Origin of the sequence: Streptomyces capoamus, from assembly GCF_014654935.1 — a bacterium.
In the GTDB taxonomy this organism is placed as follows: Bacteria; Actinomycetota; Actinomycetes; order Streptomycetales; family Streptomycetaceae; genus Streptomyces; species Streptomyces capoamus.
This window is the reverse complement of the sequence record NZ_BNBF01000015.1, coordinates 127,114-146,382: the sequence shown is the minus strand read 5'-3', so window position 1 is coordinate 146,382 and position 19,269 is coordinate 127,114. Positions and strand designations below refer to the sequence as shown.

At 72.5% G+C, this 19,269-nt stretch carries 20 protein-coding genes; 7 read left to right on the top strand and 13 right to left on the bottom strand.

What is annotated here, in order from left to right; genetic code table 11:
• Positions 1-22: 22 nt before the first annotated feature.
• On the bottom strand, positions 23-1,744 hold the full coding sequence (gene leuA / locus IE312_RS23280) for a 2-isopropylmalate synthase (protein WP_189984278.1): 1,722 nt from the start codon (positions 1,742-1,744) through the stop codon (positions 23-25).
• Between the two features lie 340 nt (positions 1,745-2,084).
• Here leuA and IE312_RS23275 point away from each other — a divergent pair, with 340 nt between their 5' ends.
• From IE312_RS23275 to IE312_RS23260, 4 genes are read left to right on the top strand one after another with little or no spacing between them, the layout of a single operon-like run.
• The gene (locus IE312_RS23275) at positions 2,085-3,155 is read left to right on the top strand and encodes a M4 family metallopeptidase (protein WP_189984277.1); all 1,071 of its coding nucleotides are present in this window, start codon (positions 2,085-2,087) and stop codon (positions 3,153-3,155) included.
• Between the two features lie 21 nt (positions 3,156-3,176).
• A complete protein-coding gene (locus tag IE312_RS23270; protein ID WP_189984276.1) occupies positions 3,177-3,443 on the top strand; it encodes a protealysin inhibitor emfourin in 267 nt (88 codons plus the stop codon).
• Positions 3,444-3,500: 57 nt separating this feature from the next.
• Positions 3,501-4,814 carry a GH1 family beta-glucosidase gene (locus IE312_RS23265; RefSeq protein ID WP_189984275.1) on the top strand — a complete coding sequence of 438 codons (1,314 nt, stop codon included), beginning with the start codon at positions 3,501-3,503 and terminating at the stop codon, positions 4,812-4,814.
• Entirely contained in the window at positions 4,811-6,064 is a 1,254-nt protein-coding gene (locus IE312_RS23260) for an MFS transporter (RefSeq protein ID WP_189984274.1), read from the top strand. Before IE312_RS23265 ends, IE312_RS23260 begins: the two co-directional genes overlap by 4 nt.
• A gap of 3 nt (positions 6,065-6,067) precedes the next feature.
• On the opposite strand, the gene IE312_RS23255 is transcribed toward IE312_RS23260, so the two are convergent.
• The gene (locus tag IE312_RS23255; protein ID WP_189984273.1) at positions 6,068-6,913 is read right to left on the bottom strand and encodes an NAD-dependent epimerase/dehydratase family protein; all 846 of its coding nucleotides are present in this window, start codon (positions 6,911-6,913) and stop codon (positions 6,068-6,070) included.
• 122 nt (positions 6,914-7,035) lie between these two features.
• On the opposite strand from IE312_RS23255, the gene IE312_RS23250 reads away from it, so the two are divergent.
• The gene (locus IE312_RS23250; protein ID WP_189984272.1) at positions 7,036-7,890 is read left to right on the top strand and encodes a helix-turn-helix transcriptional regulator; all 855 of its coding nucleotides are present in this window, start codon (positions 7,036-7,038) and stop codon (positions 7,888-7,890) included.
• On the opposite strand, the gene era is transcribed toward IE312_RS23250, so the two are convergent.
• On the bottom strand, positions 7,887-8,840 hold the full coding sequence (era, locus tag IE312_RS23245; RefSeq protein ID WP_189984271.1) for a GTPase Era: 954 nt from the start codon (positions 8,838-8,840) through the stop codon (positions 7,887-7,889). The genes IE312_RS23250 and era overlap by 4 nt on opposite strands.
• A gap of 175 nt (positions 8,841-9,015) precedes the next feature.
• Between era and IE312_RS23240 the strand changes: the two genes are divergently transcribed.
• Positions 9,016-10,326: an ammonium transporter gene (locus IE312_RS23240; RefSeq protein ID WP_189984270.1), complete on the top strand. Its 1,311-nt coding sequence runs from the start codon at positions 9,016-9,018 to the stop codon at positions 10,324-10,326.
• Positions 10,323-10,661, top strand: a complete 339-nt coding sequence (locus IE312_RS23235; protein ID WP_189984269.1) for a P-II family nitrogen regulator — start codon at positions 10,323-10,325, stop codon at positions 10,659-10,661. The genes IE312_RS23240 and IE312_RS23235 overlap by 4 nt, the downstream gene beginning before the upstream one ends.
• Here the strand turns inward: IE312_RS23235 and IE312_RS23230 are convergent.
• From IE312_RS23230 to IE312_RS41475, 10 genes are all read right to left on the bottom strand, one after another.
• The gene (locus tag IE312_RS23230; protein WP_189984268.1) at positions 10,555-11,580 is read right to left on the bottom strand and encodes a DUF916 domain-containing protein; all 1,026 of its coding nucleotides are present in this window, start codon (positions 11,578-11,580) and stop codon (positions 10,555-10,557) included. The two genes, IE312_RS23235 and IE312_RS23230, sit on opposite strands and share 107 nt — an antisense overlap.
• A 59-nt stretch (positions 11,581-11,639) precedes the next feature.
• Entirely contained in the window at positions 11,640-12,968 is a 1,329-nt protein-coding gene (locus tag IE312_RS23225) for a WxL domain-containing protein (protein ID WP_189984267.1), read from the bottom strand.
• 174 nt (positions 12,969-13,142) lie between these two features.
• Complete coding sequence (locus IE312_RS23220; protein ID WP_189984266.1) at positions 13,143-13,619, bottom strand: hypothetical protein; 477 nt, start codon at positions 13,617-13,619, stop codon at positions 13,143-13,145.
• A 192-nt stretch (positions 13,620-13,811) separates the two neighbouring features.
• Complete coding sequence (locus IE312_RS23215) at positions 13,812-14,165, bottom strand: cytidine deaminase-like protein (protein WP_189984265.1); 354 nt, start codon at positions 14,163-14,165, stop codon at positions 13,812-13,814.
• Positions 14,166-14,235: 70 nt separating this feature from the next.
• Positions 14,236-14,595: an MmcQ/YjbR family DNA-binding protein gene (locus tag IE312_RS23210; protein WP_189984264.1), complete on the bottom strand. Its 360-nt coding sequence runs from the start codon at positions 14,593-14,595 to the stop codon at positions 14,236-14,238.
• On the bottom strand, positions 14,592-15,890 hold the full coding sequence (locus tag IE312_RS23205; RefSeq protein ID WP_189984263.1) for a hemolysin family protein: 1,299 nt from the start codon (positions 15,888-15,890) through the stop codon (positions 14,592-14,594). Before IE312_RS23205 ends, IE312_RS23210 begins: the two co-directional genes overlap by 4 nt.
• A 9-nt stretch (positions 15,891-15,899) precedes the next feature.
• Positions 15,900-16,397 carry an rRNA maturation RNase YbeY gene (gene ybeY / locus IE312_RS23200; protein WP_030344958.1) on the bottom strand — a complete coding sequence of 166 codons (498 nt, stop codon included), beginning with the start codon at positions 16,395-16,397 and terminating at the stop codon, positions 15,900-15,902.
• Positions 16,398-16,409: 12 nt separating this feature from the next.
• A complete protein-coding gene (locus tag IE312_RS23195) occupies positions 16,410-17,489 on the bottom strand; it encodes a PhoH family protein (protein WP_189984262.1) in 1,080 nt (359 codons plus the stop codon).
• A gap of 166 nt (positions 17,490-17,655) precedes the next feature.
• Positions 17,656-18,813: a carbohydrate kinase family protein gene (locus tag IE312_RS23190; RefSeq protein WP_189984261.1), complete on the bottom strand. Its 1,158-nt coding sequence runs from the start codon at positions 18,811-18,813 to the stop codon at positions 17,656-17,658.
• A gap of 72 nt (positions 18,814-18,885) precedes the next feature.
• Positions 18,886-19,269: enolase C-terminal domain-like protein (locus tag IE312_RS41475; RefSeq protein WP_306419802.1), on the bottom strand; the 384-nt coding region annotated here is incomplete at its 5' end.

Here is a 19,269-nt window from a genome sequence, read left to right as displayed (position 1 = left end):
TCGAAACTGCCGGTCGGAAGGGTCAGCGGGCCGCGCGGTTGACGGCGGAGACGACCGCCTTCAGCGACGCACGCGTCGTGTTCGCGTCGATGCCGATGCCCCACAGGACCTTGCCGTCGATCGCGCATTCGATGTAGGAGGCGGCCTGCGCGGAGGCGCCCTCGCTCATCGTGTGCTCCTGGTAGTCCAGCAGGCGTACGTCGATGCCGATGGACTGCAGGGCGTCGAAGAAGGCCGAGATCGGACCGTTGCCGGAGCCGGTCAGGACGGTGTCCTCGCCGTCGACGGTGGCCTCGACGGTCAGGGTGTCGGTCCCGTCGGTGTCCGTGGTGGACTGGCCGGTCTTGAGCTGGATGCGGCCCCACGGGTTGCCGGGGTTCGGCAGGTACTCGTCCTGGAAGACCGCCCAGATCTCCTTCGGCGTGATCTCGCCGCCCTCGGCGTCGGTCTTGGCCTGGATCAGCCTGGAGAACTCGATCTGCATCCGGCGGGGCAGGTCCAGCTTGTGGTCGTTCTTCAGGACGTAGGAGATGCCGCCCTTGCCGGACTGCGAGTTGACCCGGATGACGGCCTCGTAGGAGCGGCCGACGTCCTTCGGGTCGATCGGCAGGTACGGCACCGCCCACTCGATGTCGTCGACCGTGACGCCCTTGGCCCTGGCGTCGGCCTCCATGGCGTCGAAGCCCTTCTTGATGGCGTCCTGGTGGGAGCCGGAGAAGGACGTGTAGACCAGGTCGCCCACGTACGGGTGGCGCGGGTGGACCTCCATCTGGTTGCAGTACTCCCACACCCGGCGGATCTCGTCGATGTCGGAGAAGTCGATCTGCGGGTCGACGCCCTGCGAGAACAGGTTCATGCCCAGGGTGACCAGGTCGACGTTGCCGGTGCGCTCGCCCTGCCCGAACAGGCAGCCCTCGACGCGGTCGGCGCCGGCCATCAGGGCCAGCTCGGCGGCGGCGACGGCCGTGCCGCGGTCGTTGTGCGGGTGGACGGACAGGCAGACGTACTCGCGGCGGGTCAGGTTGCGGTGCATCCACTCGAAGCGGTCCGCGTGCGTGGACGGCGTCGAACGCTCCACGGTGGCGGGCAGGTTGAGGATGATCTCGCGGCCCGGACCCGGCTGGTAGACGTCCATGACCGCCTCGCAGACCTCCAGGGCGAAGTCCAGCTCGGTGTCGGTGAAGATCTCCGGCGAGTACTGGTAGCCGAACTCGGTCTCGGGGCCCAGCAGCTTCTCGGCGTACTCCATCACCAGGCGGGTGCCGTCGACGGCGATCTGCTTGATGTCGTCCCTGGAGCCGCGGAAGACGACCCGGCGGAAGACCGGGGCGGTGGCGTTGTACAGGTGGACGGTGGCGCGGCGGGCACCCTTGAGGGACTCCACGGTCCGCTCGATCAGGTCCTCGCGGGCCTGGGTCAGGACGGAGATCGTGACGTCCTCGGGGATCGCGCCCTCTTCCTCGATGATCGAGCGCACGAACTCGAAGTCGGTCTGGCCGGAGGCCGGGAAGCCGACCTCGATCTCCTTGTAGCCCATCTTGACCAGCTGGTCGAACATGCGCCGCTTGCGCTCGGGCGACATGGGGTCGATCAGGGCCTGGTTGCCGTCGCGCAGGTCGGTGGAGAGCCAGCGGGGGGCGGCGGTGACGCGTCGGTCCGGCCAGGTGCGGTCGGGGATGTCGACCTGCTCGTAGCGGCCGTACTTGTGGATCGGCATGGGGCTGGGCTGCTGGCGGTTGGCCATGGTGGCGTGGGCTCCTCAGGATGTCGGATATCCGAGTGGGCGGCCGACGACGCAACGCCAAGCTCCGCGGGGAGGGAGTCGGCCTCGACTACAGGCCCTCGCCGCGGCAGCTAAGAAGAAGCAGCCAGAAACGCATGATGTTTCGCAGCCTAGCCGAGCCGTTCCGGGCGCGCGGGTCTGTCCCAGTATGCGGGACCGGGCGGCAAAGCGGGACAAAAAGTGCGCAGCACCACATCGACGTAGCACGAAGTCACGGAACGTCGCGCTCCCTGTCCGGGTATTTCACCAATCATGGTGGCAGGTGGTGACACGGGCGTCACGCAGTGCAATGGTGCCTCACATGACGACCAACGGGGGCTACCAGCCCGTCTTCTGCACGATCGTGCCGCCGCACGTCCTCGACAGGCTCGCCCGTCACGAGGACCCCGCGCTCTCCGGTCCGGCCCGCCGGTCCCTGGAGCACGACGCCTACCAGCGCACCAAGCGCCGCCTGACCACGGTGATCGGTGCGCCCGCCGTCACCCGGCGCGCCGGTGCCGCCGCCGACCAGCCGCACCGCACGATCTACGACGCCGGGCACACCCAGGACCTGCCCGGCACCAAGGTCCGCGAGGAGGGCTCCGACCCCGGCCCGGACGCCACGGTCAACCGCGCCTACGCCGGCCTCGGCGCCACCTTCGAGCTGTACCTGACGGCGTACGGCCGGCACTCCATCGACGACGCCGGGCTGCCCCTGGACGCCACCGTGCACTTCGGCGAGGGCTACGACAACGCCTTCTGGAACGGCGAGCAGATGGTGTTCGGCGACGGGGACGGCGAGATCTTCCTCGACTTCACGATCCCGGTCGACGTCATCGGGCACGAGCTGACCCACGGCGTCACCCAGCACACCGCCAACCTCACCTACTTCGGGCAGCCCGGCGCGCTCAACGAGTCGCTGTCCGATGTCTTCGGCTCGCTGATCAAGCAGTACACGCTGGGCCAGACCGCCGCCGAGGCCGACTGGCTGATCGGCGCCGGGCTCCTCGCCCCGCGCGTCAACGGCACCGCCCTGCGCTCGATGAAGGCCCCGGGCACGGCGTACGACGACGACGTCCTCGGCAAGGACCCGCAGCCGGCGAAGATGGAGGACTACGTCCGCACCGGCCGCGACAACGGCGGGGTGCACATCAACTCGGGCATCCCGAACCACGCCTTCTACCTGGCCGCCACCGCCCTCGGCGGACACTCCTGGGAGAAGGCCGGGCAGATCTGGTACGACGTGCTCACCGGCGGCGAGCTGAAGGAGGACGCCCTCTTCGCGGACTTCGCCACGCTGACGGTGAAGGCGGCCCGCGAGCGGTACGGCGCCGGGGGCGAACTCCAGGCCGTGCAGAAGGCGTGGGAACAGGTCGGGGTGCGCACGCTGTAGTTCCGTACTAGACATCACCCCATGCGGATTCGAGTACGGCGCACGGGTGGTTTCGCGGGCATCGAGCGCCGGGCCGAGGTGGACACCTCGGGCCGGCCCGACGCCCCCGAGTGGCAGGCCCTGGCCGAGCGCGTCCTGGCGGCCGGCCGGAGCACGCCTCCGGCCGGCGTCCCGGACGGCTTCGGCTACGAGATCACGGTGGACGGCCGCACGGTGTACGCGGCGGATCCCCGACTGACCGAGGACGAAAGGGAGTTGGTCTCACGACTATTGAAGGAGGGGGCGTGAGGGCCGGTTCGCGCGGGGGCGTTGACTTACGTTACCGGGGGTAAGGATGATCCGGCCATGGCGACTGACGCAGGCAGTGCGATCCCCCGGTTCCCGCCCGGCTTCCTGTGGGGCGTGTCCACCTCGGCCCACCAGATCGAGGGGGCGGCCGGGGAACGGCAGCCGTCCGTGTGGGACGTGTTCACGGCCGTCCCCGGGCGGGTGAAGGACGGCTCGACGGCGGCGGTGGCCTGCGACCACTACCACCGCTACCCCGAGGACGTGGCCCTCCTCGCCGGCCTCGGCGTGGACGCCTACCGCTTCTCGGTCTCCTGGCCCCGGGTGAACTCCCCCGGCGGCCTGGACTTCTACGACCGTCTGGTCGACGAGCTGTGCGCGGCGGGCGTCCGGCCGGTCCCGACCCTCTTCCACTGGGACCTGCCGGCGCACCTGGACTGGCTGGACCGGGACACGGCCGCCCGGTTCGCCGACCACGCGGCCGTGGTCGCGGACCGGCTCGGCGACCGGGTGCACAAGTGGATCACCCTCAACGAGCCGGCCGAACACACCCTGCTGGGGCACGCCCTGGGCACCCACGCCCCCGGCCGGCGGCTGCTCTTCGACGCGCTCCCGGTCGCCCACCACCAGCTGCTGGCCCACGGGCTGGCGGTACGGGCACTGCGCGCGGCCGGCGCCCGCGACATCGGCATCGCCAACTCCCACGGCCCGACCTGGCCCGCCTCCGGGGAACAGGCGGACCTGGAGGCGGCCGGCTTCTACGACGTCCTGCTGAACCGCCTGTTCGCCGAGCCGGTCATCCTCGGCGCCTACCCCGAGGGCATGGGCGAGCTGATGCCGGGGGACGTCGAGTCCGACCTGAAGGTGATCGCCGAGCCGGTCGACTGGTACGGCGTGAACTACTACGCCCCGACCCGGGTGGGCGCCCCGCGGGACACCGCGACCGAGTTCGGCGGGCTGACGCTGCCGGCCGAACTGCCCTTCTCGGTGCGGGAGATCGAGGGCCGGCCGGTGACCGACTTCGGCTGGCCGGTGGTGCCCGAGGGGCTGACGGAACTGCTCACCGGCTTCCGCGAGCGGTACGGGGACCGGCTCCCGCCCGTCGTCATCACCGAGAACGGCTGCTCCTACGAGGGCGTCGACGACCAGGAGCGGATCGCCTACCTGGACGCCCACATCCGCGCCCTGCACCGGGCGATCGAGGCCGGCGTCGACGTACGCGGCTACTTCGTGTGGTCCCTGCTGGACAACTTCGAGTGGGCCGAGGGCTACGCCCGCCGGTTCGGCCTGGTGCACGTCGACTACACCACCCTGGAACGCACGCCCAAGGCCTCCTACCACTGGTTCCGGGAGCTGCTGCGGGCGCGGGGATGACCACCGCGCGCCCCCCGGCCGCCCTCGCCGAGCCGGCCGAACCGGTCGGCCGGGGCTGGACGGCGTCGCTGGCGCTGGCCAACGGGGCGATCTGGGTCGGCTGGTTCGGGCCGCTGCAGGTTCTGCTCGCCGCCCAGGCGGAGGACTTCGCGCCCGGCTCGGGGATGTCGAAGGAGACGCTGCTGGCGTGGGTCACGGGCGCCGGCGCGGTGGTCTCGCTGGTCGCGAACCCGCTGTTCGGCGCCCTCTCCGACCGCACGACCGCGCGCCGGGGCCGCCGCACCCCGTGGATCGTGGCCGGATCGGCGGGCGGTGCGCTGTCGCTGCTGCTGCTCGCGGGCGCGGGCGGGGTGTGGTCGATGGCGGCGGGCTGGTGCCTGGCGCAGCTGACGCTGAACGCGGCCTTCGCGGCCCTCACGGCGGCCGTACCGGACCGGGTGCCGCGGGCCAGGCGGGGCGCGGTGGGCGGCTGGCTGGGCGCGGCCCAGCTCCTGGGCGTGGTCGGCGGGACGGGCCTGGCCACGGCGGCGGGCGGGACGGGGGCCGGGTACGCGGCGTGCGCGGTGTTCACCGTCGCGGGGGTGGCGCCGTACGTCCTGGGCCACACGGACCTGCGGCTGGCGCGCGCGGACCGGCCGCCGTGGTCGTGGCGGGGGTTCCTCGCCGGGTTCCGGCTGAGCCCGCGCCGCCATCCCGACCTGGCCTGGGCCTGGCTGACCCGCTTCCTGATCAACCTGGGCAACTCCCTGGTGCTGCTGTACCTCCTGTACTACCTGCGCGACGGCCTGCACCGCTCCGACCCGGAGCGGGGGGTGCTGGTCCTGACGGCCGTCAACGGCCTGACGCTGCTGGCGACCGTGGTGGCCGGCGGGGTGTGGTCGGACCGGGTGGGCCGGCGCAAGCCGTTCGTGGTCTGGTCGGGGGTGCTGATGGCCCTCGCCACGGCGGTCCTGTCCGGCTGGCAGACCTGGCCGGGCGCGGTCGTGGCGGCGGCCGTGCTCGGGGTGGGCTTCGGGGTGTTCACCTCCGTCGACTTCGCGCTGATGACGGACGTGCTGCCGACGGCGCTGGACCGGGGCAGGGACCTCGGCGTGATCAACGTGGCCAACGCCCTCCCCCAGGTCGCCGCCCCCGCCCTGGCGGCGCCCGTCGTGACCCACCTCGGCGGCTACCGGGTGCTGTACCTGGTGGCGGCGGCGGTCGGGCTGGGCGGGTCGGTGCTGGTGGGCCGGATCCGCGGGGTGGAGTGACCGTCACAGGGCTCCGGCGTCGCGGGCGCTCCACAGGGTGGGGAAGTACGGCCGGTAGCCCAGTTCGCGGCGGATGCGGTCGGTGGAGGCGATGCCGTACCAGGGGTCGGGGTCGGGGCCGTCCGCCGGCGGCTCCACGCCGAGGACCCGGTGGATGTCCAGGACGGTGACCGGGGCGTCGTCGGCGATGTTGTAGGTGCGGCCGTCCGCGCCGGGGGCGTGCAGCAGGCGCAGCAGGCCCTGGGCGGCGTCGGCGACATGCACCAGGTGGTGCCGCTTGGTGGCGGGCTGAGTGGCGGTCCAGCGGGTGATGCCGGGCAGGTGCGGGTCGCCCTCGCCGTAGACGAATCCGAGGCGGCCGACGCGGACGTCCAGCCCGTCCAGCGCCAGCAGTCCGCGCTCGGCCTCCGCCTTGGCCTCCGGGTACGCCATCCACATCGGGCCGCCCGGCACGGTGGGGTCGTCCTCGACGAGCGGCCGGCCGCGGCCGACGCCGTAGGCCAGGATGGTGCCGGTCTGCACGAACCGCCGCACCCCGGAGGCGAGGGCCGCCCGGCCCAGCTCCAGCGCGGCGTCGCGGTTGACGGCCCGCATCTCCTCGTCCGTCACGCCCCGGAAGGAGGCCGCGATGTTGACGACGGCGTCCGCTCCGGCCAGCGCCTTGCCGAGGACCTCCGTATCGCGCAGGTCGCCGACGACGACCTCGGCGCCGCGGTCGGCGAGGGCGGCGGCGCGGGACTCGTCGCGCACGATCACCCGGACCCGCTCGTCGGGACGGGCCTGGGCGAGCAGCCGGGGGACGAAACCGCGTCCCACCTGTCCGGTGGCGCCGGTGACCAGGGTCAGCATGGTGTTGCTCCTCTCGTGGGGACACCCAGCCTCGGCCGCGGGGCCGGGCGGCGGGAGAGACCTGCTGATCGGGGGACCGGCAGTCCCTGGATGAGCCGGCCGGCCTGCCGCACGATGGAGGGGTGAACCGAGCCGAACTCGCCGACTTCCTGCGCCGTGGCCGCGCCCGGCTGGAACCGTCCGACGTGGGCCTCGCCCCCGGCGCCCGCCGCCGTACGCCCGGACTGCGCCGGGAGGAGGTGGCGTCGCTGGCCGGGATGTCCGTCGACTACTACACGCGGCTGGAGCAGCGCCGGGGCCCGCGGCCGTCCCGCCAGATGCTGGCCGCGCTGGCGCGTGCGCTGCGCCTGACCGACGACGAACGCGACCACCTGTTCCACCTGGTGGGCGAGGAGCCGCCGCGCCGTGACGCGGCCTCGGCCCACGTCCGGCCCGGCCTGCTGCTGGTGCTGGACCGGCTGTACGACTCACCGGCCCAGGTGGTCACCGACTGCGGCGAGGTGCTGGCGCAGAACGCCCTCGCCAAGGCGCTGGTGGGGGACGCCTCCGCCCGCCCGCCGCGCGAGCGGAACCTGACCCGGCGGTTCTTCCTGGACCCCGCGGCCCGCGCCCTGTTCCCGCCCGAGGACCTCCCGGCCCACGCCCGGGACCACGTGGCCAACCTCCGCGCGGTGGCCGCGGCCCGCCCCGACGATCCGGAACCGACGGCGCTGGTGGCCGAACTCCGCGCGCGGAGCGAGGAGTTCGCCGCGCTCTGGGAGGAGCACCAGGTGTCCCTGCGCCGCCCGCGCGTGAAGCGCTTCCTGCACCCGGTGGTGGGCCTGCTGGAGCTGGAGTGCGAGGTCCTGCTGGCCCACCAGAGCCACCACCACCTGATCATCCACACGGCCCGCCCGGGCACGGAGTCGCACGACAGACTCCGGCTGCTGGGGGTGGTGGGCGTGCAGGACCTGGCCCCGCAGGGCGCCCCCGGCTAGAACCCCAGCCGGCGCAGCTGCTTCGGGTCGCGCTGCCAGTCCTTGGCGACCTTCACATGGAGGTCGAGGAAGACCGGGGTTCCGAGCAGGGCCTCGATCTGGCGCCGGGACTTGATGCCGACCTCCTTGAGGCGCTTGCCCTTGGGGCCGATGATGATGCCCTTCTGGCTGGGGCGCTCGATGTAGACGTTGGCGTGGATGTCCAGCAGCGGCTTGTCCGCCGGCCGGTCCTCCCGCGGGAGCATCTCCTCCACGACGACGGCGATGGAGTGCGGCAGCTCGTCGCGGACGCCCTCCAGGGCGGCCTCGCGGATGAATTCCGCGATCATGATCTGCTCGGGCTCGTCGGTGAGGTCGCCCTCGGGGTAGAGCGCCGGGCCCTCGGGCAGCATCGGGATCAGCAGGTCCGCCAGCAGGTCGACCTGCTTGTTCGCGGTCGCCGACACCGGGACGATCTGCGCCCACTCGATGCCCAGCTCCTTGCCCATCTGGTCGATCGCGATCAGCTGCTCGGCCAGGGTCTTGGAGTCGACCAGGTCGGTCTTGGTGACGATGGCGACCTTCGGGGACTTGCGGATCCCGGCCAGCTCCTTGGCGATGAAGCGGTCGCCGGGCCCGATCTTCTCGTTCGCCGGCAGGCAGAAGCCGATCACGTCGACCTCGGCCCACGTCGTGCGTACGACGTCGTTGAGCCGCTCGCCGAGCAGCGTGCGCGGCTTGTGCAGTCCCGGCGTGTCCACCAGGATCAGCTGGGCGTCCGGCCGGTGCACGATCCCGCGCACGGTGTGCCGGGTCGTCTGCGGCTGGTTGGCGGTGATCGCCACCTTCTGCCCGACCAGAGCGTTCGTGAGGGTGGACTTGCCCGCGTTGGGGCGGCCCACGAAGCAGGCGAAGCCGGCGCGGTGGGCGGCCTCGGCCGGCTGCTCGGAAGACTGGGTACGAACACTCATGGCGTTCATTGTCCCTGATCCACGACGCTCCGCCGCACGGCCCCGGCGCACCGCCCCCGACGGTGAGTTTCCGGAAACCGGCCCGCAACGAAACGTCACGGAAACACACCCGTACGCGACCGGAAACGGACACCGGTGACGCTCTGACGCAGCCCCCACACCGTTGGAGACGCCCGTGACCCTCGCCGCCGCCCACGTGAACACCGGCGACACCGCCTGGCTGCTCGCCGCGACCGCCCTCGTGCTGCTGATGACCCCCGGCCTGGCCCTGTTCTACGGCGGCATGGTCCGCACGAAGAGCGTCCTCAACATGCTGATGATGAGCTTCGTGTCGATCGCCCTGGTCACGGTCGTCTGGCTGGCGGCCGGCTACTCCCTCGCCTTCGGCGACGACATCGGCGGCGGGCTGATCGGCGGTCTCCACCAGGCCGGGATGCGCGGGATCGGCCCGGGCAGCGTGCACGGCACGGTCCCCACCGTCCTGTTCGCCACGTTCCAGCTGACCTTCGCGATCATCACGGCCGCGCTGGTCAGCGGCGCGGTCGCGGACCGGACGAAGTTCTCGGCGTGGCTGGTCCTCGTCCCGCTGTGGACGCTCCTCGTATACGTTCCGGTCACCCACTGGGTGTGGGGCCCGGGCGGCTGGATCCTCGACGGGCTGGGCGCACTGGACTTCGCGGGCGGTCTGCCGGTCGAGATCACCTCCGGCGCCTCCGGACTGGCGCTCTGCCTGGTCATCGGCCCCCGCCTGGGCTTCAAGAAGGACGCCATGCGCCCGCACAACCTGCCCATGGTGGTCCTCGGCGCCGGACTGCTCTGGTTCGGCTGGTTCGGGTTCAACGCCGGCTCCGCGCTCGGCGCGAACGGCCTGGCCGCCGCCGCGTTCCTCAACACGCTCGCCGCCGGCTGCACCGGTCTGCTCGGCTGGCTCTTCGTCGAGCAGAAGCGCGACGGCCACCCGACCACCCTGGGCGCGGCCTCCGGCGCGGTGGCCGGCCTGGTCGCGATCACCCCGTCCTGCGGCACGGTCTCCCTGCTCGGCGCCCTGGTCGTGGGCCTCGCCGCCGGGGTCGTGTGCAGTTACGCCGTCGGCTGGAAGTTCAAGCTGAACTACGACGACTCCCTGGACGTCGTCGGCGTCCACCTGGTCGGCGGAATCATCGGCACGCTGCTGATCGGCCTGTTCGCCGAGCGGGCGATGACCGGCGGCACGGAGGGCCTCTTCTACGGCGGCGGGCTCGCCCCGCTCGGCCGGCAGCTGCTGGCCGTGGTGGTCGTGGCCGGGTACGCCTTCACGGTGACGTACGGCCTGGGCAAGCTGCTCGACAAGGTGCTGGGCCTGCGGGCGAGCGAGGAGCAGGAGCACACCGGCCTGGACCTTACGGTGCACGCCGAGACCGCATACGATCACGGCGTCCTGGGCCACGGCGCCCCGGTCAGCTCGTCCGTCCTCTCCTCCGCCCAGAAGGTCAAGTCCCAGGCATGAAGCTCATCACCGCGATCGTCAAGCCGTACCGTCTGGACGAGGTCAAGACCGCCCTGCAGGAGCTGGGGGTGCACGGTCTGACCGTGACCGAGGCCAGCGGCTACGGCCGGCAGCGCGGCCACACCGAGGTGTACCGGGGGGCCGAGTACCGGGTCGACCTGGTGCCGAAGGTGCGCATCGAGGTCGTGGTGGAGGACGCGGCCGCCGACGACGTGATCGACGCGATCGTCAGGGCCGCGCAGACGGGGAAGATCGGGGACGGGAAGGTGTGGTCCGTCCCGGTGGAGACGGTCGTCCGGGTGCGGACCGGCGAGCGCGGACCCGACGCGCTCTGACCAGCAGCGTCCCGGTCAGCACACCGGCGGCGAAGACCAGCGCCACCAGGAGCCGGGGCAGCGCGAGGAAACCGGCGCTCGCCGTCTCCCGGGTGTCCTGGGCGCGCGCGGTGAGCGTCACGTCCGCCCGGTCGAGCTGGGGCGCCCCGCGCCAGGTCTCGGTGAGCCGCACCCGCTGTCCCGGCAGCAGTTCGGCGGGTACCCGGGTCAGCTCCCGGTCGAGCAGCGTACGGCCGAACAGTCCGCGCGCCGTCAGCTGCACCCTGGGGCTGAGGGTGACGTTGCCGGTGTTGCGCAGGGTGTAGGAGACGGTGGCGGTGCTGTCGCCGAGGCCCGGGACGAGCGGCTGGTGGTGGCCGATGCGCAGGTGTTCGACGGCGAGCGCGGGCAGGGCGGGTCCGCCGACCCGGAGGTAGACGCGGGCGCCGACGGCCCGGCGGACGCCGAGGGCCAGCGCGCCGCTGCCCGGGGCGGTCCGCTCGTCGAGCGCGACGATGGCGCCGGGGTGGTCGCCGGGTCCGGCTCCCGGGGGCACCCGGAGGGTGAAGGGCACGGTGACGGTCCGGTGTCCCGGCACGGTGATCCGGGACCGGGCGGGCCTGGCCCAGGCGCCGACCCCGTGCATGCGTTCCCCGGCGGTGCGCACGGCGAAGCCGCCGTCCCGGGCGGTGTTGTAGGCGTCGGCCGCGTACAGCCGGAAGGTGAGCGGCCGGCCGGTCCTGTTGCGTACGGCGACCTTGTCGGTGAGGGTCTGGCCGAGTTCGGCGGTGAGGGTGAAGTAGGGCCGTGCGGCGATCTCCGTGGCGACCGGGTAGACGGACCAGCTGCCGTTGTCGGCGGCGTGCGCCGCGGCCGCCGGCAGACCGAGCGGGCCGAGCAGGCAGAGCAGGCTCAGGAGGAGGGCGTGCGGCTTGCGCATGGGTGCGGACCCCCACGGACGAGGGACAGGGGAACGGGCGGGTGCGGACGCCCGTACGCTCAGGTGAGCGTCAGCGTGAGCACGCCGGAGTACCCGCCGGGCGGTGTGAACGCCGGTACGTCCAGGGAGAGCCGGGCGTCCACGGTGAACTCGCCGCCGGTGAGCGTGCCGTTGGCGGTGGAGGCGAGGGTCGCGCCCGCGCTGCCCACGGTGCCCGCCGAACCGGCCTTGCAGGTGCTGGGGCTGCCCGCCTTGGTCGCGCAGGCCGGGGTCCAGCTCAGCCGGCCGGCGTCGATCCTGCCGCCGGGGCCGGTGAAGTCGGTGACCTTGCCGGTCAGGGACCAGCCCGCGGGCCCGCCGCGGAAGTCCTTGACGGTCACCGTGTTCAGGCTGCCGGTGGAGGCGCCGCCCTGGCCGAAGTCGACGCCCGACAGGGCGACGGAGTCCCCGGCCTGGGACATCGACAGGGTGCCCGCCTTGACGGTGGTGGTCAGCTTCTGGCTGCCGGCCGGGACGGGCGTGTTGTCGTTGACGGCGTAGGCCGCGGGCCCGGCGCCCTTGTCGGGGTTCCAGGAGGCGCCCTCGTAGGCCACGATCCCGGTCGTCGCCTTGTCGTTGACGACGAGGGAGCCGCTGAAGGAGCCCTGGGCGTTCGCGGTCACGGACGCGGTGTCCGCGGTCTGCTTGTCACCGGCCCGCCCGGCCAGCGTGACGGCCGCGCCGGGGGTGAAGTTCTTTCCGGTCACGGTGACAGCGGCTCCCACGTCACCGGAGGCGGAACCGAGCGAGACGGTCCGGGTGTTGGCCGGGGTGCCGTCGGTCGCGGTGACGGTCTGGGAGACCGGGGCGGGCGGGGTGATGACCGTGCACGGGGTGTCCAGCTCCAGGATGTAGCTGGTGTGGATGGTGTAGTCACCGGGCGAGAGGGTGATCTGCCCGGCCTTGGTGACGGTGAAGGTGCCGGTCATGGAGAAGGACGGGAAGGGGGCCTTCCCCGGCACCGGCGGGTTCTTCTTCGGCCCGGTGACGGTGATGTCCCCGCTCTGGGCGCCGCCGAGGGCGACCTTGCCGGTCGGGGTCATGATGTCGGCCGGCAGGGCCAGGTCGGTGGGGTTGCTGGCGGCGGCCGTGACCACGGTGTAGGTGACCGTGACCGTGTCGCCGACCTTGGGACTGGTCTTGTCCACCGAGATGTTGCCGGTGGTGGTGCCGTCGATCGGCGGGATGCCCGCGACGGCCGGCGGGATGCAGTGCGTGGCGAAGTCCACGTTCGTGCCGGCGGCGCCGGCCGGACAGGCCAGCGCGCCGCCCGCGGTGACCGCGAGCGCGGTCGACCCGAGCAGTGACGCCCAGCGCCACCGTCGGGCTCTTCGGGGTGTCGGACCCATGGGCCCCCTCCTGAGGGTTGCGGGCGCAGTGGCTCGTCTGCGCCGACAGGGGGCATTGATGTGGAGTGGGGGTGAGAAGTCAATGGAGATGCCGCAGAAATCTGACGGAGCATCAGTTTCCGCGGCATCCGGGGTCGTTACGGCACGATCCGGAACGGATCGCTCAGCAGGGCGTCAGCTGAAGACGAACGGGCCGGGCGACTGCTTCGCCGAGGCCGTACAGGTCACGGTGATCCCGAAGATGACCATCTTCAGCGAGCCGCCGTAGGCCTCCAGGCTGTCGCCGGGGGCCACGGTGCCGGGCAGCGGGCCGACGGTGACCGCCGAGCCGCTCGCCATGGCCGGGTTCTTCGTCCCGCTGAAGACGGTGGTGCCGCCGCTCGCCCTGACCATGGTGAGCGTGGAGGCGATCGAGTCCTGGGCCACCGCGACCGGCGTCCTGATCGCGGTGGAGGTGAGGGTGAGGGTGGCCGAGCCGCCGCTCTGGGTGGCGGTGAGCGTGGCCGCACCGCCGCCGAAGATGCCGCAGTTCGCGGAGATGGTCGCCGACTGGGGAGTGACGGCGGCCGCGGTGGGGGCGAAGGCCAGCCCGGTGACCGCGAGGGCCCCGGCCGCCAGTGCCGCACCTGTTGCCGTGCGCTTGCCTCTCATGGGGATCCGCTTCCCTTCCCTGGTGGGGAGTGCCGTGTGGGGACGCCCGGCGGACGGGAGGCCTGCGCAGGCGGGTGCGGGCACGTGCGCGGCGGTGCGGATCTGACGGTCCGTCGGATGCTACGGACCATTGACGCGCGCGGGCCGGACCCCGGCAAGGTTGAATTCAGGCCGACCTGCCGTCCGGTCGGTTCAGGGGGCGGTGAGGGTGGCCCGCACGGTGCCGTCGGGCGACGCGAGCAGCACCGGCGTCCCGGCACCGCCCAGGTCGGCGACGGCGGCCAGGTCCTCGGCCGGCACCGACTCCGCGTCGCTCACCACGGCCGCCGCCTCCAGGGACGCGGCCCCCGACGCCACGGCCATGGCGACCGCTGTCCGCAGCGCGCTCAGCCTCAGCGAAGCGAGCCCCACCGACCCGGCGACGTACGTGCGCCCGGTGTCGTCCCGTACGGCCGCCCCCTCGGGCACCCCGTTGCGGGCCCGCGCGGAACGGGCCAGGGTGACGATCTTGCGGTCCTCGGGATCAAGCGCGCTGCTCTCGGTCATGCCCCCGAGCATACGAACTCCGGCCGGCACCCCGGGGCCGCGCCCCACCGGCCGCGGCCGGACCGGCGGTTCACGGCCGGTCCAGCCGCAGCCGCTCCGCCCTCGGCAGACCCGCGACGACGAGGTCGTAGGAGTCCTCGACCAGCTCCCGCACCAGCCGGTCGGGGAGGCCGCCGTCCACGGTCACCGTGTTCCAGTGCCGCTTGTTCATGTGCCAGCCGGGGGCGATCAGCCCCTCGTGCTCGCGGCGCAGCCGGAGCGCGTCCTCCGGGTCGCACTTGAGGTTCACCGTCAGGGGCCGCGCGCCCAGGTTCGTCAGGGCGAACATCTTGCCGAGGACCTTGAAGACGGAGGTCTCCGGGTTGAACGGGAAGTCCTCCACGGCCGCCTCGAAGGACAGGCACAGGGCACGCAGCTCCTGGGGCCTCACTCGGCCTTCTCCTCCTCGGCGACGGGCACGGGGACCGGCTCCACCAGCACCGTGACGATCTTGTTGCGGCGGCCGGCGGCGGCCTCCGCGGTCAGCTTCAGCCGGCGCTCGTCGGGCAGTTCGACCTCGGCGGAGGCACCGGCGATGGGGACGCGGCCGAGCGCCTTGGCGAGCAGTCCGCCGACCGTCTCCACGTCCTCGTCGTCGTACTCCTCCAGGCCGTACAGCTCGCCGAGGTCGGTGATGTCCAGGCGGGCGGTGACCCGGAAGGAGTCGTCGCCGAGGTTCTCCACGGGCGGCAGCTCCCGGTCGTACTCGTCGGTGATCTCACCGACGATCTCCTCCAGGATGTCCTCGATGGTGACGATGCCGGCCGTGCCGCCGTACTCGTCGATGACGACGGCGACGTGGTTGCGGTCCTTCTGCATCTCGCGCAGCAGGTCGCCGGCGTTCTTGGTGTCGGGCACGAACACGGCCGGCCGCATGGCCGTGGACACCAGGTCGCCCTCCGCCTCCCGGCTGATGTGCGTCTTGCGGACCAGGTCCTTCAGGTACACGATCCCGACGATGTCGTCCTCGCTCTCGCCGGTGACCGGGATGCGGGAGAAACCGGAGCGCAGGGCGAGGGTGAGGGCCTGGCGGATGGTCTTGAAGCGTTCGATGGTGACCAGGTCGGTGCGCGGCACCATCACCTCGCGCACCAGGGTGTCACCCAGCTCGAAGACCGAGTGCACCATCCGGCGCTCGTCGTCCTCGATCAGCGACTCCTTCTCCGCGAGGTCGACCAGCGCGCGCAGCTCCGCCTCGGAGGCGAACGGACCGCGCCGGAAGCCCTTGCCGGGTGTGAGCGCGTTGCCGATGAGGATCAGCAGCGACGGGACCGGCCCCATGATCCGGGCCAGCGGCAGCAGCACGTACGCCGCCGCGGTCGCCGTGTTCAGCGGGTGCTGGCGGCCGATGGTGCGCGGGGAGACGCCGACGGCGACGTACGACACCAGCACCATGACGCCGATGGCGATCAGCAGGGCCTGCCAGGTGGCGAACTCCTGGAGGCAGGCGTAGGTGACCAGTGCCGCGGCGGCCATCTCGCAGGCCACCCGGACCAGCAGGGCCAGGTTCAGGTAGCGGGTGGGGTCGGCGGCGATCTGGGCGAGCCGGGCGCTGCCCCGCCGGCCGGACTTCACGGCCTCCTCGGCGCGGAAGCTGGAGACGCGCGCGAGGCCCGCCTCCGCGCAGGCGGCGAGCCAGGCGACGACGACCAGCGCGACCGCGCCGACCACGATCTGCGGAGACATACGGCCCGCTTACGAGACGGTCGGCGCCGGGGAGGGCCCGGTCATGCCGCGCTCGGCCCGCCACCCGTCCACGATGGCGGCCTGGAGGCCGAACATCTCGGCCTTCTCGTCGGGCTCCTCGTGGTCGTACCCGAGCAGGTGCAGCACGCCGTGGACGGTGAGCAGCTGGAGCTCCTCGTCCATGGAGTGCTGCGTGGGCGCCTCGGCCCCCTGCTTGGCGGCGACCTCCGGGCACAGCACGATGTCACCGAGCAGGCCCTGCGGCGGCTCGTCGTCGTCCTTGGACGGCGGGCGAAGCTCGTCCATCGGGAACGACATGACATCGGTGGGCCCGGGCAGGTCCATCCACTGGATGTGCAGCTGCTCCATGGCGTCGGCGTCCACGACGATCACCGAGAGCTCGGAGAGCGGGTGGATGCGCATCCGCGCGAGCGCGTAGCGGGCGATGTCGAGGATCGCCTGCTCGTCTACCTCGGTGCCGGACTCGTTGTTGACGTCGATCGACATGGTCGTGCTGGTCTACTTCCCCTGGGTTCCCTTGGCGCCGGACGTGCCGCGGCCGCCCCTGGGGGCGCCGTTGTCGGTGCCGTACTTGCTGTCGTACTGCTCGTACGCGTCGACGATACGGCCCACCAGCTTGTGCCGTACGACATCGTGGGACGACAACCGGGAGAAGTGGACGTCCTCGACGCCCTCCAGGATCTCCTGCACCTGCCGCAGACCCGACTTCTGCCCGTTGGGCAGGTCGACCTGGGTGACGTCACCCGTGATGACGATCTTCGAGTCGAAGCCGAGGCGGGTGAGGAACATCTTCATCTGCTCGGGGCTCGTGTTCTGGGCCTCGTCCAGGATGATGAAGGCGTCGTTCAGCGTGCGGCCGCGCATGTAGGCGAGCGGCGCGACCTCGATCGTCCCGGCGGCCATCAGCCGGGGGATGGAGTCGGGGTCGAGCATGTCGTGCAGCGCGTCGTACAGCGGGCGCAGGTACGGGTCGATCTTCTCGTAGAGCGTGCCGGGCAGGAAGCCGAGCCGCTCGCCCGCCTCCACCGCCGGACGGGTCAGGATGATCCGGTTGACCTGCTTGGACTGCAGGGCCTGCACGGCCTTGGCCATGGCCAGGTAGGTCTTGCCGGTGCCGGCGGGGCCGATGCCGAAGACGATCGTGTGCTTGTCGATCGCGTCGACGTACCGCTTCTGGTTGAGGGTCTTGGGGCGGATGGTGCGACCGCGGGAGGACAGGATGTTCTGCGTCAGCACCTGCGCCGGGGTCTCCGACCCGTCGCTCGTCCCGTTGTCGCTCGCCTTGAGCATGGCGATCGAGCGTTCCACTGCGTCCTCCGTCATCGGCTGCCCGGTGCGGAGCACCAGCATCATCTCGTCGAACACGCGCGAGACCAGGGCGACGTCCCCCGGGTCGCCGACCGCGCTGATCTCATTGCCCCGGACGTGGATGTCGGCCGCCGGGAAGGCCCTCTCGATCACGCGCAGCAGGGCGTCGCCGGATCCCAGCACGGTCACCATGGGGTGCTGGGCGGGGACGGTGAACTGCACTCTCGCCTGCTCCTGCGCGGGGGTGTGAGCTGTGGGTGTCTCTGTCATGGGCCGGCGCTGAAGGCCTGCGCTTCCTCCTCGTCACGGCCGCGTAGCTGAGGGCGGCCTCGCACTGTCCAGGGTACGACGGGACACCGACAACGCCGTAGGGCTTTTCATACGACCGTCTTCCGGCGGCCGGGGCAGCGGTCCGGGGGGCGGGGCCCGTGCCACGTCAGCCGGAGCGACGGAACCCGATGGTCGGCACGGCCCGCCGCAACGGCCAGGGCCGGTCCAGCTGCTCCGGCACCAGGCCCTCCAGGAACTCGTACCGCCTCAGCGCCGCGGGCGACTGCCCGGGCAGGGACTGCACGCGCCGCCACCACGCCCCGACCTCCGACCAGCCCGGCGCCGACAGCGACCCCCCGAACTCCTGCACCGACAGCGCGGCCGTCAGCCCGGCGAAGGCCAGCCGGTCCGCGAGCGGCCACCCGGCCAGGGAGCCCGTCACGAACCCGGCGACGAACACGTCCCCGGCCCCCGTCGGATCCAGCGCCTCCACGGCGATCGCCGGCACCTCCGCCGTCTCCCCGGTGCGCCGGTCCACGGCGTACGCGCCCTCGGAGCCCAGCGTCACCACGGCCACCGGCACGTACTCGGTCAGGTCGTGCGCGGCCAGCCGCGGGCAGTCGGCCCCGGTGTACCGCTTCGCCTCCTCCGCGTTGGGCAGGAAGGCCTCGCAGTGCTCCAGGTCGGGCAGGCCGGACAGGTCCCAGGCGCCCGTCTCGTCCCAGCCGACGTCGGCGAAGATCCGGGTGCCGGCGCGGGCGGCCTGGGCGATCCACGGCGCGCCGCGCCCGGGTGTGAGGGAGGCCACGGCCGCCCGCGAGCGGGGCGGCCGGCCGGCGCCGCCCTCCTGGAGCAGCACGGCCTCCGCGGGCGGCTCGTGCCCGTGGGAGACCATGGTCCGCTCGCCCTCGTAGGCCATGGAGACGGTCACCGGGGAGTGCCAGCCGGGCACGGTCCGCGAGGCCGACAGGTCGATGCCCTCGCCCTGCTCCAGCGCGTCCCAGCAGTACTCGCCGTAGTGGTCGTCGCCGAAGGCCGCGGCGAGGGCGGTGCGCAGGCCGAGCCGGGCCAGCGCGGTGGCCATGTTGGCGACCCCGCCGGGGCTGGAACCCATGCCCCGGGCCCAGGACTCGGTGCCGCGCACCGGCGCCGAGTCCAGGCCGGTGAAGACGATGTCGAGGAAGACCGTGCCGGTGAGGTAGACGTCCCAGGGCGGGTCGCCGGGGACGCGCAGCGCGGCGAGCGGATCGACCTGGGTCCGGCAGCGCGCTGCCTGGGTGAGGTGTTCCGGTTCCTCTCCGGTGAGGGTGTGCGACGACGTCACGGTGCGCTCCCTGGCGTGGTGCGGTTCCGGCCAGTGTGCACCAGGTCGCCCACCGGTCCCGTGCGGCACCCGTCACCAGCGGGGCATCACCGGTGTCCGCCAGTCCGGTTCGGCCCGGCGCAGGGCCGCCGCGTCGTCGCGGTCGCGCAGCGAGCCGTCGTCCTCGGCCCAGCGCCGGTGCAGCCGGGCCAGTTCGTCCCGGTCCAGCTCGACGCCGAGGCCGGGCGCGTCGGACACGGCGATCCGGCCGCCCTCGAAGGCGAGGCGCTCGGTGAGGACGTCCTCGGACTGCCAGGGGTAGTGCGAGTCGCAGGCGTGGTGCAGGCCGGGGACGGTGGCCGCGACCTGGGTCATCGCGGCGAGGCTGATGCCGAGGTGGGTGTTGGAGTGCATCGACACGCCGACCCCGAAGGCGGCGCAGACGGCGGCGAGGTGCCGGGTGTTGCGCAGCCCGCC